Genomic DNA, 16,572 nt, shown 5'->3' on the forward strand with positions numbered 1-16,572 from the left:
ACACTTGAATGTTGCTCTGCCGTTGCTACATGCCAAACAGCTAAGGTGCGCGGGGCTTTCAGCGTCTCACCAAAAAGTTTGACGGTCAACACGATCACGCCCCGTATTGGCGGGCGAACCCGGGCGCGCGCGGCCTGGGGCGGCGGCGCTGCGACTCCTGCGGGGCCCTCAGGGCGTGGCGATGATCTGTAACTGCGGAGCCTGCCACGACAAGCCCTTCTTGGCAACCACCAGGTCGTTCCTGCTCGGGGCACCTGCCGTTGGCATCCCCCTCCGCTTCTGCCTGCGGACTTTGCCGAACGGGCTCACCGGATGGCGAAGCCGTCGTAGCCTCCGCGGGGTGTGTCCCAGATCTCGGTGACACCGTCCACACGCCCGGGCGTGTCGTCGCCCTGGAGCCAGTCGAGGAGTCCCTCGCAGCCCTCGCGTCTGCCCTCGGCGACCACCTGTACCCGTCCGTCGCCCAAATTGAGAGCAAAACCACTCAGACCGCCGATCTCCAACGCCTTGGCACGCGTGAACCAGCGAAAACCCACACCTTGGACGCGTCCACGCACCCAGGCGACCAGTCGAACATCCTCGCTCATGGCTGCAACCTAACCGGCCAATGTCACTCGGGACACTTCCTCCCCGGGCGTCATGCGGTACCGTCCCCACCCAATGAATCTCATCTGAAACTCACTCGATCGTGTGAGTTGGGTTGACCAAGGGGACCAACGGTCGACCGCGAGACGAGGAAGAAGGCAAGGACATGGGACGCCACCGACGCTCAGCCGCCGGCCGCGCCGCCACGGGCCGCGCCACGGGGGTCACGGAGACGCACGGCTCGTACACGGGCAGCCACGACCCGCACCACTCGTACCCGGACGACCGACCCACGATGGGGATCGCTCCTTATCTGAACCCCGAGGCCTACACCGACGCCCACACTCGGGTCGACGAGTACCTGTACGCGACCGACGACGAGTACGCGCGGGTCACGAACACGGTCGTCTTCCCCGCGGACGGATTCACCCCGGCGGGTGAGGCCTCCCGGGCCCGCGGGCACCGGCGCAAGAAGAAGGCCGTGACGCCCGTGCGCACCGGTCTGCTCGGCGTCTCCGCCGCCGTCGCCATCGGCACGGTCGCGGTGGCCACGGGTGTGGTGCCCGGCCTCGACAACTACCGGCTCGGTGGCACCACCACCACCGGCGGTGACACGGTGCAGGCCGCGGGCGCGCCCAGCAACAGCAACAGCGAGCAGGGCGGCACCTCCGGCAGCGCCGACACCGGCCGGGACAACGGTTCCTCGACCAGCCGCAACAGCGGCGGCCGCCCGGTCACACCGGCGCCGTCCGCCTCGGCGCCCTCGGCCTCCACCTCGCCCGGGCACTCGAAGACGCAGCCCAAGAAGCCGGCCGCCGAGACGACGCCTTCGAAGAACGCCAAGAAGCCGAAGACGCATCCGGCGAAGAAGACCCCGAAGACCCCGCCGAAGGCCTCCGCGCCGGTGACGGTCTCGGCGTCGGCCGCCGCCGAGGCCGAGGTGCTGAAGCTGGTCAACGCGGAGCGGGCGAAGGTGGGCTGCAGCCCGGTGTCCGCGAACAGCTCGCTGACCGAGCTCGCCGAATCCTTCAGCAAGGACATGGCCCTGCGGGACTTCTTCGACCACACCGACCCGGACGGCTCGACCCCGTGGGACCGGGCGGCCAAGGTCGGCATAGCCGGCCTCGGGGGCGAGAACATAGCCCGGGGCCAGGCCGACGCCGCGGCCGTCATGGACGCCTGGATGAACAGCCCGGGCCACCGCGCGAACATACTGAACTGCGACTTCAAGACGCTGGGCGTCGGCGTACACCTCGGCGCCGGCGGCCCGTGGTGGACGCAGGACTTCGGCTACTGACAAAAGTGCAGGCCACAGGCCCGGGAACGCGGGCGGGATCTATCGCCTGTGGGGTGACCGACCGGGTCGAACTCAGGCCGCACGAGGAAGCTCTCGCCCTGGGGCAGATGGTGACGGCCGCGCGGGAATGGCTCCTGCTCGACCCTCATGTCGGCGACGCCGTGCGCCGCTACGTCCAGCACGGGCTGTACGACGTCCTCGGCCACGAGCACGAGTAGCGGCGTCACGCACCCGAGCCGGGGCGACGAAGGTGACGGGCACCGGGCTCGGACAGGCCTCTTGCCAGAGGTTCAGGCGGCCGTCGCGCGCCCCTGGAGGAACACCCTCGCCGTCTGGGCCACGCGGCGCCCGAGGTGCTCCGCCGTCGCCACGTCGGCCTTGTGGACGGCGTCCGGGCCCTGGTCGACGTTGGTCTGGGCGGCCGCGCCCGCGAAGACGCCGAGGCGGTTGAGGTCGTGCTCGGAGCCCTCGCTGTTGTTCCAACCCGGGTGCAGTCCGAGGTTGATCCAGTTCATCCCGTGCTGGGCGGCGAGGATCTGGAAGAACTGAAGCGTGTGCAGCTTGTCGCCGCTCTTGGAGCCGGAATTGGTGAAGCCGGCGGCCAGCTTGTCCTTCCAGTCCTGTCCGAACCAGCGCTTCGAGGACGCCTCGGCGAACACGTGGAAGGCGCCGGACGCGGTGCCCATGTAGGTGGGCGAACCGAAGACGATCGCATCGGAGGCGTCGAGCGCCGCCCACTGCTCGTCGGTGATCTCGTCGACCTTGATCAGGTGCACCTCGGCACCGGCCTCGGCGGCACCCGCGCGGACGGCCTCGGCGAGGACGGCGGTGTGGCCGTAGCCGGAGTGGTAGGCGATGGAGACAACAGGCGTGGTCACAGCAAGTACTCCTCAGGGGGACGTGAAAGACGGCCGGGGCGAATGACCAGCTCACCGGCACTGATAGAAGGAAAGCACTAACTATTGGATAGTGCAACCCGCCGGTGAGCGCTGCATTCGAGTACGCTCTCGGTATGACGACCACCCAGGCGTGCTCCGAGGAGCAGGACCTCCCGTACAACGTGTTCGCCAAGGCCTGCCCCTCCCGCGGCACCCTGGAGCACGTCACCGGCCGCTGGGGCGGTCTCACGCTCGGCGCGCTGTACGAGGGCTCGATGCGCTTCAACGAGCTGCGCCGCCGCGTCGACGGCGTGAGCGAGAAGATGCTGTCCCAGACCCTGCACGCGCTGGAGCGCGACGGTCTGGTGCACCGCGAGGCGCAGCCGACCAACCCGCCGCGCGTGGACTACGAACTGACTCCCCTGGGCCGCGAGGTCGCGGCACGCCTGCTGGACCTCATCCACTTCGTGGAGGGCCGCATGGACGACGTACTGGCGTCCCGCGAGCGTTACGACGACACGCGCGGCGCCCGCTGACACGTCGGGCAGAAGTAGCTGGACCGGTTCATCCAGGGGCGGCGGCGCATGGGCGTGCCGCACCTCTTGCACGGCAGGCCCTCCCGGCCGTACGCGTCCAGTGAGCGGTCGAAGTAGCCGGACTCGCCGTTGACGTTGACGTACAGGCTGTCGAAGCTGGTGCCGCCGACGGCGAGGGCCGCGTTCATCACGTCCCGCACGTGGCCGAGGAGTTCGGCGGTGCGCGGCCGGGTGTAGCCGGCGGTCGGGCGCTCGTAGTGCACGCGGGCGCGCCAAAGGGCCTCGTCCGCGTAGATGTTGCCGACGCCGCTGATCAACGACTGGTCCAGCAGCGCCCGTTTGATGGTGGTCCGCTTGCGGCGCAGCGCCTGGTGGAAGGCCTCGTCGTCGAACAGCGGGTCGAGGGGGTCGCGGGCGATGTGCGCGATGACGTCGGGCAGTCCGTCGAGGGTGTTGTCGTGCAGCGACAGGCCGCCGAAGGTGCGCTGATCGACGAAGCGCAGCTCGGTACCGAGGCCGTCCGCGAAGCGGACCCGGATGCGCAGGTGCTTCTCGTCGGGGGCCGAGGCCGGCTGGACCAGCAGCTGACCGCTCATCCCGAGGTGGGCCAGGACGGACTGGTTCGTGTCCTCCAGGGGCAGCCACAGGTACTTGCCGCGACGGCGGGGAACGCCGACCCGATGGCCCTTGAGACGGTGCGTGAAGTCGTCCGCGCCCGCCTCGTGACGGCGTACCGCACGCGGGTGCAGGACCTCGGCGTCGGCGACGGCACGGTGGGCGACCCACCGCTCCAGACCGCGACGTACGACCTCGACCTCGGGCAACTCCGGCATCGGGACCCCCGTGACTACCGTGTACGAGCCGAGCGCCCGCCCCGGGGCCGGGGTGGGCGCTCGGTGCGCTGTTCTTCCGTTTCGCTCAGGCGGAGGCGGAGGACGGACTGTCGTCCTCGGCGGCCTCCTTGGCCGCCTTGGCGCGCTCGTCCGCCGCGGCCCGGATGGACCGCCATGCGGACTCGGCGGCCTGTTGCTCCGCCTCCTTCTTGCTGCGGCCGGTGCCGGTGCCGTACGAGACGCCTCCGACGCGGGCGGCAGCAGTGAAGGTCTTCTCGTGGTCGGGGCCGGTCTCCGTGACCAGGTACTCGGGCACGCCGAGCCCCTCGGTCGCGGTGAGCTCCTGGAGACTGGTCTTCCAGTCCAGGCCGGCTCCGAGGTTCGAGGACTTCTCGATCAGCGGGTCGAAGAGCCGGTGCACCAGCTCGGACGCCGAGTCGAGGCCCTGATCGAGATAGACCGCGCCGATCACCGCTTCCAGGGTGTCGGCGAGGATGGACGCCTTGTCCCGGCCGCCCGTGCCCTCTTCACCGCGGCCCAGCCGGATGAAGGAGCCCAGGTCGAGCCCGCGGCCGACCTCCGCCAGCGCACGCGAGTTCACCACTGCGGCCCGCAGCTTGGCCAGCTGGCCTTCGGGCAGGTCCGGGTGGGTGCGGTACAGCGTGTCCGTGACGACGAGGCCGAGGACGGAGTCCCCGAGGAACTCCAGCCGCTCGTTCGTCGGCAGACCGCCGTTCTCGTACGCGTAGGAACGGTGGGTCAGCGCTCGCACCAGAAGGGCGGACTCGACCTGGTAGCCGAGCCGCCCTTCCAGAAGCGTGTGGGACGAGGCCGTGTTGTCCGCCTTCTTCTTGGCGGGTGCGTCCGCCATGGCGTCTTCCGCCTTCTTGGGACTGGACACAGTGCCTCTCACCAGCCCGCTCAGACTTCGAGGACCTGGCGCTTGTTGTAGGTGCCGCAAGACGGGCACGCGATGTGCTGCAGCTTGGGCTCGTGGCAGCGCTCGCACGCAACCAGGGTGGGGACCGCAGCCTTCCACTGCGACCGGCGGTGGCGCGTGTTGCTGCGCGACATCTTCCGCTTCGGAACAGCCACGGCTACTTCTCCTGCTTCTCGGCGGCGCGCGCGGATTCAGGCCCGTCGCCGCTCATCTCGTCCTTCTCGCCGTCCGACATGGTGCCGACGAGTCCCTGCAATGCCGCCCAACGGATGTCGACGGCGTCGTGGTGGTGGTCCGGGTCGTCAGCCAGCCGCGCCCCGCATTCGGAGCACAGGCCCGGGCAGTCTTCCTGGCACACCGGCTGCATCGGCAGTGCGAGCACCACCGCGTCCCGCAGCACGGGTTCGAGGTCGAACAGGCCGTCCTCGAGAAGGAGCCTGTCCTCGTCTTCCTCGGCGTCGTCGGCCGGTTCCGCCTTCACGCGGCCCCGGTCGTCGGCGTCAGGGTACGAGAACATCTCCTGGAAGTCCGCTTCGACGTCGAGCTGAAGCGGCTCCAGACACCTTACGCACTCCCCCTCGGCCTGTGCACGGGCGGTGCCTGTGACGAGCACACCTTCCATGACCGACTCAAGGCGGAGGTCGAGCTCCACCGGGGCGCCCTCCGGCACCTCGATGACTCCCTGGAGACCGAAGTCCCTGGGGGCGTCGACCGTGCGGGTCAGCCGCTGCAGCGCACCAGGACGCCTCCCCAGCTCGTGTGTGTCGAACACGAAGGGGTTTCGGTGGTCGAGGCGGGCGTTGGAGGCCATTCCTGCTTTCGATCTTCTTCGCTCTGCGGGACACTGCCCTGTGGTGTCCCGGGGCAGCGCAGATCGCGGACGTACACGCGACCGAAGAGCCAGGATACTGGACCTTTCGCTCTCGGCCCAATCCGGTACGTCGCCGCAGGCCGCACCGGTGTCCTGACTACAGGCCGCGGCCCTGTTCGTAGGCCCGCAACTGCTCCGCACTGATCATGCTCGTGTCGAAGAGGCTGGTCTCGTCGAGGGCGTAGCCCTGCTGCTGGGCGGCCTGCTGGGGCTGCTGCGGGACCTGGTTCGGGTCGTAGGCGGCCTGCTGGGCGTCGTAGCCCTGGAAGGGGGCACCTCCCGCCGGAGCGTAGCCGGAGGTGGGGGAATAGGGATCGGCGTGCTGGTAGCCGTACGGGTCCTGCTGGGCGTACCCCTGCTGCTGTGGGAAGCCGGCGTACGGGTCCTGCTGCTGGTAGCCGTAGGCGGGCTGCTGGTCGTACTGGGCGGCGGCCGGCTGCGGCTCGGCGGGCCGGGGGTCGGCGGGCCGCTCGGCCGGGGTGTCCGCGAGGGCGGCGAGGTCGGCCAGGTAGTCGGCGTCGCTGGAGTGCTGGAAGGTCGACGTGTCGTCGGCGAGGGCGCCGAGGTCGTCCGTGGCGATGCGGCCGTGCAGCTTCTGCCGGCCGCGGCCGACGGCCTCCAGCGTCTTGGCGAGGACCGCCTCGAAGGCACCCAGCTTGGCGTCCACGTAGGCGTCGGCGTCGCGGCGCAGGGTCTCCGGGTCGTGGCTGCGCTCGGGGGCGTCCTCGTCCTCGTAGCCCTGCTCGTCCAGACCGGGGCCGGTGCCGAGCAGCTTCTCGCGGCCGCGGCCGACGGAGCCGAGGGTCTTGGTGAGGACGACCTCGAAGTTGGCCAGCTTGGAGTCGACGTAGTCGTCGGCCTCGGCGCGGACGTCCTCGGCCTCCTTGCGGGCCTCGGCGAGGATCCGGTCGCCCTCGGCCTGCGAGCGGCGGGCGACCTCGGTGTCGGAGATCAGCGAGCCGCGCTCGGCGTGCGCCTGCCCGATGATCCGCTCGGCCTCCTGGCGGGCCTGCTCGACCATCTGCTCACGGTCACCGATCAGCTCCTGCGCCTGCGCGAGGGAGCCGGGCAGCGCCTGGCGCACCTCTTCGAGCAGGGCGAGCAGGTCGGCGCGGTTGACCACGCACGACGCCGACATGGGCATGCCCCGGGCACCGGAGACCGCGTCCACGATCTCGTCGAGCTTCTTCTGCACGTCCACCTGTGCTCGCCACTCTCTACAGCTGTGTTGGAGACGGACGGGACGACTGTACGTCCATGGGGTGGCCGTCCGACACCGGGTGACGGGGCGTCAGCCGGTCAGTCCCTGCCGAGGCGCTTGGTGAGCGCTTCGAGCACCACCGGCGGGACCAGGTGGGAGACGTCGCCGCCCCACGTCGCGACCTCCTTGACCAGCGAGGAGGACAGGAAGCTGTAGGTGGGGTTGGTCGGCACGAAGAGCGTCTCGACACCCGACAGGCCGTTGTTCATCTGGGCCATCTGCAGCTCGTAGTCGAAGTCGCTGACGGCGCGCAGACCCTTGACGATGGCGGGGATGTCGCGCTGCTTGCAGAAGTCGACGAGGAGGCCGTGGAAGGCCTCGACCCGGACGTTCTCGAACTCGGCGGTGACCTGGCGGATCAGGTCGATCCGCTCGTCGACCTCGAACAGACCCCGCTTGGCCTTGTTGATCATCACCGCGACGTAGACCTCGTCGTAGAGGCGGGAGGCGCGGGAGATGATGTCGAGGTGTCCGTTGGTGATGGGGTCGAACGACCCGGGACATACGGCGCGGCGCACTTGTGATCCCTCGCTCTCCGGTCCGGTCATCGTGCGTCTTCGCACGTAGAGGCGGCGCGACCGTACCAAAACGTTCCCTCGCCGTAACGGCGGGCCCGGAGCCCTTCGAAGCCGTCGGGCCAGTGGAATTCGCCACCTCTGGTGCTGCGCTCCACGGTGACGAGCGCTTCCTCCGCGAGCCAGCCCTCCGTGTGGAGTGTGAGCAGAATCTCGCGAAGATCGTCGTCGGTGACGGCGTACGGCGGGTCGAGGAAGACGATGTCGTACGGTTCGGCCGGCGCCGGTGTCCGAATGATCTGTTCCGCCTTGCCCGCCCTGACCTCGGCACCGGGGAGGCCGATGCTGCGCACGTTGTCCCGGACCGTGCGGGCGGCACGGGCGTCGGCCTCGACGAGCAGGGTGTGGCCGGCGCCGCGGGACAGGGCCTCCAGACCGACGGCGCCCGAGCCGGCGTACAGGTCGAGGACGCGTTCGCCGTCCAGCGGGCCGCCCAGCAGGGACTGCCAGGTGGAGAAGAGGCCTTCGCGCGCGCGGTCGGAGGTCGGACGCGTACCGGTTCCCGGCGGGACGGCCAGGCGGCGTCCGCCGGCCGTGCCGGCGATCACGCGGGTCATGTGGGGTCCTTGGTCGTGGGGCGGTGACAGGTCCAGTCTGGCAGGCGAAAGTGGGGGGTGCCGCGCGTCGTACGGCCGTCATGGCTCACCCCTTTTCCAGGTACTGCTCCCGCTCCTCGTCCAACAGGGCGTCCAGGGCCGTGCGCAGGCCCGGCAGCCGGCTCAGCTCCGGATCGGCCGCCACCACCGCCGCCGCCGCCTCGCGGGCCTCGGCGATGACCTCCTCGTCGTCGATGACGGCGAGCACCCGCAGGCTGGAGCGGGCGCCGGACTGGGCCTGGCCGAGGACGTCGCCCTCGCGGCGCTGTTCGAGGTCGATGCGGGAGAGCTCGAAGCCGTCCAGGGTGGAGGCGACCGCGGTGAGCCGCTGGCGGGCCGCGCTCGCCTCGGGCATCTCGGTGACCAGGAGGCAGAGACCGGCGGCGCAGCCACGGCCGACGCGGCCGCGCAGCTGGTGGAGCTGGGAGACGCCGAAGCGGTCGGCGTCCATGATCACCATCGCGGTGGCGTTCGGGACGTTCACGCCGACCTCGATCACGGTCGTGGCGACCAGGACGTCACTCTCCCCGGCCGCGAAGCGGCGCATGACGGCGTCCTTGTCGTCCGGGTGCATACGGCCGTGCAGCACCTCCACCTTCAGGCCGGCGAGCGGGCCCTTGGCCAGTTGGTCGGCCACGTCGAGGACGGCGAGCGGGGGACGCTTCTCGGCCTCGTCCTCGGGCGACTTCTTCTTCGGGTCCACCTCCTCGTCCCCGATCCGGGGGCAGACGACGTACCCCTGGTGCCCGTTCTCCACCTCCTCGCGCACCCGCTCCCAGGCGCGGGCCAGGAAGTGGGGCTTGTCGGCGGCCGGGACGACATGGCTGGCGATCGGTGAGCGGCCGGCCGGGAGCTGGTCCAGGACGGAGGTCTCCAGATCGCCGAAGACGGTCATGGCGACCGTGCGCGGGATCGGCGTGGCGGTCATGACGAGCAGGTGCGGCGGCTGCTTGCCCTTGCCGCGCAGGGCGTCGCGCTGCTCCACCCCGAACCGGTGCTGCTCGTCGACCACGACCAGCCCCAGGTCGTGGAACTGGACCTTGTCCTCGATCAGCGCGTGCGTGCCGATCACGATCCCGGCCTCGCCGGTGACGAGATCGAGCAGCGCCTGCCGCCGCGCGGCCGCCCCCATCGACCCGGTGAGCAGCACCACCTTGGTGGCCTGCTCGGCCCCGCCCAGCATCCCGCCCTCGGCGAGCTCGCCCATCATCTCGACGACCGACCGGTGGTGCTGCTGGGCGAGCACCTCGGTGGGCGCGAGCATGGCGGCCTGCCCGCCGGCGTCCACGACGGCGAGCATGGCGCGCAGCGCCACCATCGTGTTGTGGGTCACCGTGAAGTGGTCGGTGACGTAGGCATGGCTGGGGTGGGCGACGCTGATGCACTGGACGGGCTTCCGTCCCACATACTCGACCGCGCGAATTCCGCGCCGGAACGTGCTGTATTTCGACCTGGGCCGTACGCGATCGGCCTTGCGGGTCAGCCTGAACGGAGCGTACTCGCCAGGCATGGCCACTGAGACGTCGAAGGCTGCCTTCTTCTGCAGAACGCGCGCTCGACCGCCCAGTGACCGCACAAGCCAGGCGACATCGTCCGCGAGCCTGCGCGAGGCTGAGCAGAACGAGATGCTCATGCCATCCGGCTGGACTGTGCCGTCGGTGTCCATAAGCCCTTGGAGCAGAGCCAGACGGTTCTTGATCGAGGTGTTCTTGAACTCGTCGGGGACGAATTTCTCGTGCGACGTCACACCCCACAGATTCAGATCACGCAGGATTTGAATCACAGGATTGCGCGCGCCTCCGGCACGTTCCACAAGCTGGATCGTGTAGTCACCATGGGACCCCTTGACCGGGATCAGGCCACACTCGGGTGCCACCGCTGCCGCCACAGCGACACGGATCTCGTCATCGATGGTGGCCAGACGCAGGTTGTGGCGAAATGAACCGTCTCCCAACAGGAGACCGAACAGATACGGATCGAGGGGCAGTCCACAATCGTCTCCCAGGTCGACCGGAGTGGCCACCGGGAGATACCACTTCGAATCTCCGTTCGCCTTGAACGTGTCGAGACGAATCTCCCGGGTCGTCATGATCTTGGGTGCCTGAGAACGGTGCCACCCACGGCTCGTACCCACGATCCAGAGATGCTCGTCGTCGCACTCGACAGAACTTCCGTCGGAAAGAACCAGGCGCCAGACATCGCGCTCTCCTTGCGGAAAGACTCCGTCGATCCGTGCGATCCCGCCGTCCGGCACGACGACTTCGTCCGCCTCCCGCAAATCCCCCATACGCCGGAAGCCCACGGGTGTCAGCACGAGCGAGTCGAGAGGCTGAGCCTTTCCGGAGCCCACCTCCCCCTGCAGCAGCCGGTGCATGGGATGGGCGGTGGCCAGGTCGTCGAAGATCTCCTTGGAGACCTTTCGCTGGCCGTCGGTGAGGGTGAAGGGGAGGCGGTCGTCGAAAGCCGTGAGCAGGCCGTGCGGGCTGGGCTTCCTCGGCACCGCCGGGAGCTGGGCGTCGGTGTGGCGGCGGCGGGCGAGGGCGACCTGGAGGACGAAGGCCTCGTCCCACTTGAGGCGGGCGCGGGCATCCTCGATGTCCGCCTTGGTGTGCGGGCGGTGGATCTTGAGGAGGGCCTCGGGCAGGGAGACCAGGCCGCGGCCCTCGCGCAGGGACTCGGGCAGCGGGTCGACGGCCTCCTGGGCGCTGGGCAGGACGGTCTGGACCGCCTTGCCGATCTTCCAGGACTCCAGCTTGGCGGTCGCCGGGTAGAGCGGGATGAGGGCGCCGGCCCAGCTCTCCACCGTCTCGTCGCTGTCGCCCCGCAGCAACTCGTACGCCGGGTGTGCCAGTTGCAGGCGGCGGTTGAACACGGAGACCTTGCCCGCGAACATCGCGCGCGTGCCCGGCAGGAGCTCCTTGTGGGGCTTGTGAACGCCGTTGCCGAAGAAGACCAGTTGGAGGCGGCCGCTGCCGTCGGTGATGGTCACCTCCAGGCGCTGGCCCTTGCCCCGGGGCGCCTTGGAGGAGGCGAACGAGTGCAGGCGGGCGTCGGCGACCTGGGCGACCACCGTGACGTGCTCGTCCATGGGCAGATCGGCCAGGTGCGTGAGCTGCCCGCGCTCCTCGTACCTGCGCGGGTAGTGGTGCAGGAGGTCGCCGACGGTGTGCAGGCCGAGGTGCTCGGCCATCACCTTCGCGGTGGCGGGGCCGAGCACTGACTTCAGTGGTTGTTTCAGTGGTTCTTCCAGTGCGGGCACGAGATCCATTGCACACCACGTCACTGACATTGCCGTATACATACCGGGAAACCCCTGGTCAGACGGGCTGTTGGGGCTCTAGGATGGCGCGCTCCGGCCATCCCCCGCGGTCACCGCCTCACACGGGACCGCCCGACCCCGCGCCGTCGCGAAATCCCCCCACCGGCGCTGCGACGATGGACTCCCAGACCTCACAGTCATCCCAGGCATCCCAGTCACCTCACACGTTCCAGGTCGACCTGCGCGGTCTGGTGGACCTGCTGTCCCATCACCTGTACTCCAGTCCCAAGGTCTATCTGCGCGAGCTGCTGCAGAACGCGGTGGACGCCATCACGGCCCGGCGCGCCGGGCAGCCGGACGCCCCGGCGCGGGTGCGGCTGTACGCCGACGGCGGTGCGCTGCGGGTGGAGGACACCGGCGTCGGACTCACCGAGTCGGACGTGCACAGTCTGCTGGCGACCATCGGCCGCAGCTCCAAGCGCGCGGAGGGGCTGCAGCAGGCCCGCTCCGACTTCCTCGGCCAGTTCGGCATCGGCCTGCTGGCCTGTTTCGTGGTCGCCGAGCGGATCCGGGTCGTCAGCCGCAGCGCCCGTACGCCCGATGCCCCGCCCGTGGAGTGGACGGCCCGCGACGACGGCTCGTACACCGTGCGGACGCTGCCCCACGAGGCGCGCCCCGAACCCGGCACCACCGTGCACCTGGAGGCGCGCGCCGGGTCGGCCGAGTGGCTCTCGCCCGAGCGCGTGCTCGCCCTGGCCCGGGACTTCGGTGCGCTGCTGCCCTACGACGTCCGCGTCGGCGACGAGGCGGTCACCGACCTGCCCGCGCCCTGGGACCGCGCGTATCCCTCCCCCGCCACCCGCCGGGTGGCGCTGGCCCGGCACTGTCGCGAGCTGTTCGGGTTCACTCCGCTGGACTCGATCGAGCTGAACGTGCCGCTGGCCGGGATCCGCGGGGTGGCGTACGTGCTGCCCGCGGCGGTCAGCCCGGCCCAGCGGGCGACCCACCGGGTGCACCTGAAGGGCATGCTGCTGACCGAGCGGGCCGAACAGCTGCTGCCGGACTGGGCGTTCTTCGTGCGCTGCGTCCTGGACACGGACAGCCTGCGGCCCACGGCCTCGCGCGAGTCGCTGTACGAGGACGAGACCCTCGCCGCCGTACGGGAGGCGCTCGGCGAAAGGATTCGGTCCTGGCTGACCGCACTGGCGGCCGGCGACCCCGACCGGCTGTCCGCGTTCCTGGCGGTGCACCACCTGGGAGTGAAGTCCCTCGCCCGGCACGATCCGGAGATGCTGCGCACGATGCTGCCGTGGCTGCCCTTCGAGACGACCGACGGACGGCTGTCCCTGGAGGAGTTCGCGCAGCGGCACCCGGTGGTGCACTTCACCCGGACCGTCGAGGAGTACCGGCAGGTCGCGCCGATCGCCTCCGCGCAGGGCATCGGGGTGATCAACGGCGGTTACACGTACGACAGCGAGCTGGTCGAGGCGCTGCCGTCGGTGCGCCCGGGCACGGTGGTCGCCGAGCTGGACGCGGACACCGTGACCGCGCACCTGGACGCGGTCGACCCGGCCGAGGAGCTGGCGCTGTCCGGTTTCCTGGCGGCCGCGCGGGCCAAGCTCGACCCCCTGGGCTGTGACGTCGTCCTGCGCGCCTTCCACCCGCTGTCCGTGCCCGCGCTGCACCTGGACGACCGGGGCGCCCGGCACGAGCAGGCCCGCGCGGAGGCCGAGGAGCAGGCCGACGACCTGTGGGCGGGCATCCTCGGCTCGCTGCGCGGCAGCGCCCCGCGCGCGCGTCTGGTGCTCAACCACCTCAATCCGTTGATCCGGCGGATCAGCTCCCTGAAGGACCCGGAGCTGATCGGCACCGCCACGGAGTCGCTGTACGGACAGGCGCTGCTGATGGCCCAGCGGCCGCTGCGGCCCGCCGACTCGGCGCTGCTCAACCGCGCGTTCATCGGCCTCCTGGAATGGGCCACTCACGGGGAGGACGGTCGCCGATGACCGAAGACAGCGGGATCACCGACTTCGACGCGCTGCGCCGGGCGATGGCGGAGAACGGGGAGCAGCCGGAGGGCCCGGCACGCAACGCGCGCGCGGAGCAACTGCTCGCCGACGCCGAGCGGCTGAACATCCCGCTCGCCGTGATCGAGGCGCTCGGGCACCAGCTGAAGGTCTACAACTACAGCTCCGAGAAGGACAAGATGTTCGTCCCGTTCGCGCGGCTGCTGCGCATGTGGGACGAACGCCCGGAGGACTTCGACGAGTACGAGACCCACTCGCTGCACTGGGTCTTCAAGTGGATGTCCTCGGGCATGCTGGACCAGCCGCACATCCCGCTCGCCTCGATCGAGAAGTGGCTCGGCGAGATGGAGCACCGCTACCGGCTGGCCGGGCACTCCGAACGGGCCGTGCGCAGCGCCGAGTTCAACGTGGCCGCGCACATCGGGGACCTGGACCGCGCGGAGCGGGCGTACGGCGCCTGGCTGGCCGCCGACCGGGACCGGATGGCCGACTGCCACGCCTGCGAGCTGCACGGGCAGGGCATCTGGCAGGTGACCCGGGGCCGGGACGCCGAGGCGCTGGAGCTGTGGCGGCCGGTCCTGGAGGGCGAGTACACCTGCGCCCACGAGCCGCACAGCGTGCTCGCCTCCTCCCTGACGCCGCTGCTGCGGCTGGGCCGCACGGACGAGGCGCGCGCGCACCACCTGCGCGGCCTGCGGCTGGTGCGGCCCATGGAGAGCATGCGCGGCGCGTACGCGGACCACGTGGAGTTCTGCGCGCTGACCGGCAACGAGGCGCGCGGCCTGGAGCTGCTCGCGGAGCGGCCGGCCTACTTCACGGACGCGGGACAGCCGCGCAGCCGGCTGGACTTCATGACCGTCGTGTCCCTGCTGATGGACCGCCTGACCGCCCTGGGGCTGGGCGGGCAGCGGGTGCCCGGTCCCGCGGGGCGGGCGTGGACCGCGGCGGAACTCGCCGCCCACGCGCGCGCCGAGGCCCTGGACCTGGCGGGGCAGTTCGACCGGCGCAACGGCACCCCGTACATCGGTGAGCGGGCCCGCGCGCGCATGGAGCAGCGTCCGCCGGTGGAGCGGCTGCCGCTGGGCGTGCGGACGGTCACCGTGCGCACCCCCGCGGCGCCCCCGGCCGCCGCGGTCGCCGGCCCCGAGGAGGAACCGGACGTGCCGGCGCTGATCGCCGAGGCCCGGCGGCTGTCGGACACCCTCCGGCCGAACGCCATCGAGGCGTGGGCGGCGGTCGCCCGGGCCACCGAGGGGGTCGAACTGGACGCGCTGGACCGCGCGGAGATCGCCGACCACGAGGCCATGGACCGCGGACCCGACGGCATCGGCCTGTTCGAGCGGGCGGCCGAGCTCTACGCGGAGGGGGGCGACCCCGGAGAGGCGCTGGCGGCACGCACGCGTGCGGCCTACGTACGCGCCCTGTCGGGTCACGTCGACGAGGCGCTCGCGGCGGTCGCCGAGCCCTACGACCAGGCCCTCGCGCTGTACGCGGAGGACGGCACCGGCGTACGGCAGACCGCGTCCGTGCTGATGGGGCGGGCCCGGATCCTGATGCGGCGGGCGCACGAGCACGGGGAGCACACCCTGCCGGACGCCGAGCGGGCCGTACGGGAGCTTTTGGCGCTGGTCCACGGGCACACCGGCGGCGACGTGCGGCTGGCGTCCCGGGCCGCCGAGGGGCAGGCGATGCTCGCGGAGCTGGCGGAGCTCACCGGGGACGCCGAGGCCGCGGCGAGGCTGTTCCGGCGCGCCGCGCGGGAGTTCGTGGAAGGCGGGCTGCCGTGGTTCGCGGTGGAGTACGAGGTGCGGGTGGCCGCTCTCGCCCACCAGCTCGGCGACATGGCGGAGGCGGAGCGGGCGCTGCGCGCGTCCCTGGAGCACGGCGGGCCGTTCCTGGAGGCGACGGGGCGGGCCCAGCTGCACCTCCAGCTCGCCGAGGTCGTCGGGGGCCTGGGCGAGGTGCGGGAGGCGGCGGAGCACGCCCTGGAGGCGGCGCACTGGGCCGACGAGGCGGGCGAGAGCACGACCCTGGGCTCCTGGGCTCGGCATCAGCTGGGCGGCTTCCTGCTGCGGCAGGGGCGCTACCCGGAGGCCGCCGAGGTGCTGGAGTCGGCGCTGCCCGACCTGAGTGCCGAGACGCACGGCGACGGCGCGATCGTGCAGACGCAGTGGTGGCTCGGCGACTGTCTCAGTGAGCTCGGCGAGCACCGCGCGGCGGCCGAACGCCGGCTCCAGGCGGCCGAGATCGCCCGGAACTGGCCCGAGCAGCAGGACCACGCCACGCTGGCCCACCTCGCCGCCGAGTCCCTCGGCCAGGCGGGGCTGCCCGCCGAGGCGGACCAGGCCTACGCGCGCGCGGGCGACCTGTGGCGTTCCCTCGGCAACGTCCACGGCCTGGTCCGCAGCCTGCGGGCCCGCGCGTGGCTGGCGCTGCGCTCGGGGGCCGGGCCCGACCGGGCCCGGGACCTGATGGCGGACGCGGTCGGCGAGTGCGAGGCGGCCCTGGAGACGGTGGACGACGCGGAGGCGCGCGAGTCGCTCACCGCCGAACTGGGTCACACCCATCGCCAGTTCGCCGACCTGGTGGCCCGCTCGGCGTCCGAGGAGGCCGAGGACACCGCGATCCGGGCCGCGTTCGAGGAGGCGCTGGCCCAGGCGGTGCGGGCGAGCGCCGTGTTCGGCTCGCTGGGCGAGGAGGGCCTGCACAGCCGCACGGGTGCCGAGCTCGCCGCCGGCTGGCTGGAGGCCGACCTGGGCCGCCCGGCCGACGCGGCCGCACGCGCGCGTGCGGTGCTCGCGGCCTACGAGGGCGCCGACGGCACGGACGAGGCGGTGCGGGCGCGACGGGCCGAGGCGCACCAGATGCTGGACCTGCCCGACCTCCCGGAGGCCCGCCGGGGGTGAGGGACGGG

Annotated in this window: 15 protein-coding genes; 5 read left to right on the forward strand and 10 right to left on the reverse strand. The window is 71.1% G+C overall.

What is annotated here, in order from left to right:
- Positions 1 to 305: 305 nt before the first annotated feature.
- Positions 306 to 587 (reverse strand): acylphosphatase, encoded by a 282-nt coding sequence (locus ACWGKT_RS33455; RefSeq protein ID WP_356146992.1) that lies wholly within the window; start codon positions 585 to 587, stop codon positions 306 to 308.
- Positions 588 to 751: 164 nt separating this feature from the next.
- Here ACWGKT_RS33455 and ACWGKT_RS33460 point away from each other — a divergent pair, with 164 nt between their 5' ends.
- The gene (locus tag ACWGKT_RS33460) at positions 752 to 1,882 is read left to right on the forward strand and encodes a CAP domain-containing protein (RefSeq protein WP_453276596.1); all 1,131 of its coding nucleotides are present in this window, start codon (positions 752 to 754) and stop codon (positions 1,880 to 1,882) included.
- Positions 1,883 to 1,935: 53 nt separating this feature from the next.
- Positions 1,936 to 2,100, forward strand: a complete 165-nt coding sequence (locus ACWGKT_RS33465) for a hypothetical protein (protein ID WP_453276597.1) — start codon at positions 1,936 to 1,938, stop codon at positions 2,098 to 2,100.
- Between the two features lie 72 nt (positions 2,101 to 2,172).
- Here the strand turns inward: ACWGKT_RS33465 and ACWGKT_RS33470 are convergent, their stop codons facing one another.
- On the reverse strand, positions 2,173 to 2,760 hold the full coding sequence (locus tag ACWGKT_RS33470; RefSeq protein ID WP_356146984.1) for a flavodoxin family protein: 588 nt from the start codon (positions 2,758 to 2,760) through the stop codon (positions 2,173 to 2,175).
- Between the two features lie 134 nt (positions 2,761 to 2,894).
- On the opposite strand from ACWGKT_RS33470, the gene ACWGKT_RS33475 reads away from it, so the two are divergent.
- Positions 2,895 to 3,296 carry a winged helix-turn-helix transcriptional regulator gene (locus tag ACWGKT_RS33475; protein ID WP_453276598.1) on the forward strand — a complete coding sequence of 134 codons (402 nt, stop codon included), beginning with the start codon at positions 2,895 to 2,897 and terminating at the stop codon, positions 3,294 to 3,296.
- On the opposite strand, the gene mutM is transcribed toward ACWGKT_RS33475, so the two are convergent.
- The 8 genes from mutM to ACWGKT_RS33515 form a co-directional block, all read right to left on the reverse strand.
- Positions 3,269 to 4,129: a bifunctional DNA-formamidopyrimidine glycosylase/DNA-(apurinic or apyrimidinic site) lyase gene (mutM, locus tag ACWGKT_RS33480; protein ID WP_453276599.1), complete on the reverse strand. Its 861-nt coding sequence runs from the start codon at positions 4,127 to 4,129 to the stop codon at positions 3,269 to 3,271. The genes ACWGKT_RS33475 and mutM overlap by 28 nt on opposite strands.
- Positions 4,130 to 4,214: 85 nt before the next feature.
- The gene (gene rnc, locus ACWGKT_RS33485; protein ID WP_356146976.1) at positions 4,215 to 5,042 is read right to left on the reverse strand and encodes a ribonuclease III; all 828 of its coding nucleotides are present in this window, start codon (positions 5,040 to 5,042) and stop codon (positions 4,215 to 4,217) included.
- 8 nt (positions 5,043 to 5,050) lie between these two features.
- The gene (gene rpmF / locus ACWGKT_RS33490) at positions 5,051 to 5,224 is read right to left on the reverse strand and encodes a 50S ribosomal protein L32 (protein ID WP_007493396.1); all 174 of its coding nucleotides are present in this window, start codon (positions 5,222 to 5,224) and stop codon (positions 5,051 to 5,053) included.
- Positions 5,225 to 5,226: 2 nt separating this feature from the next.
- Positions 5,227 to 5,880, reverse strand: coding sequence for a YceD family protein (locus tag ACWGKT_RS33495; protein ID WP_453276600.1), 654 nt, complete (start codon positions 5,878 to 5,880; stop codon positions 5,227 to 5,229).
- A gap of 157 nt (positions 5,881 to 6,037) precedes the next feature.
- Positions 6,038 to 7,141 carry a cell division initiation protein gene (locus ACWGKT_RS33500; protein WP_453276601.1) on the reverse strand — a complete coding sequence of 368 codons (1,104 nt, stop codon included), beginning with the start codon at positions 7,139 to 7,141 and terminating at the stop codon, positions 6,038 to 6,040.
- Positions 7,142 to 7,239: 98 nt separating this feature from the next.
- Positions 7,240 to 7,719, reverse strand: a complete 480-nt coding sequence (gene coaD, locus ACWGKT_RS33505; RefSeq protein WP_356146972.1) for a pantetheine-phosphate adenylyltransferase — start codon at positions 7,717 to 7,719, stop codon at positions 7,240 to 7,242.
- 26 nt (positions 7,720 to 7,745) lie between these two features.
- Positions 7,746 to 8,333, reverse strand: a complete 588-nt coding sequence (rsmD, locus tag ACWGKT_RS33510) for a 16S rRNA (guanine(966)-N(2))-methyltransferase RsmD (RefSeq protein ID WP_235454583.1) — start codon at positions 8,331 to 8,333, stop codon at positions 7,746 to 7,748.
- 85 nt (positions 8,334 to 8,418) lie between these two features.
- Positions 8,419 to 11,640 (reverse strand): helicase-related protein, encoded by a 3,222-nt coding sequence (locus tag ACWGKT_RS33515; protein ID WP_453276602.1) that lies wholly within the window; start codon positions 11,638 to 11,640, stop codon positions 8,419 to 8,421.
- A 167-nt stretch (positions 11,641 to 11,807) separates the two neighbouring features.
- On the opposite strand from ACWGKT_RS33515, the gene ACWGKT_RS33520 reads away from it, so the two are divergent.
- Both ACWGKT_RS33520 and ACWGKT_RS33525 read left to right on the forward strand, forming a co-directional pair.
- Positions 11,808 to 13,637 (forward strand): HSP90 family protein, encoded by a 1,830-nt coding sequence (locus ACWGKT_RS33520; protein WP_453276603.1) that lies wholly within the window; start codon positions 11,808 to 11,810, stop codon positions 13,635 to 13,637.
- On the forward strand, positions 13,634 to 16,564 hold the full coding sequence (locus ACWGKT_RS33525; protein ID WP_453276604.1) for a tetratricopeptide repeat protein: 2,931 nt from the start codon (positions 13,634 to 13,636) through the stop codon (positions 16,562 to 16,564). The genes ACWGKT_RS33520 and ACWGKT_RS33525 overlap by 4 nt, the downstream gene beginning before the upstream one ends.
- Positions 16,565 to 16,572 lie beyond the last annotated feature (8 nt).

It is taken from the genome of Streptomyces sp. NPDC054794 (assembly GCF_053611585.1).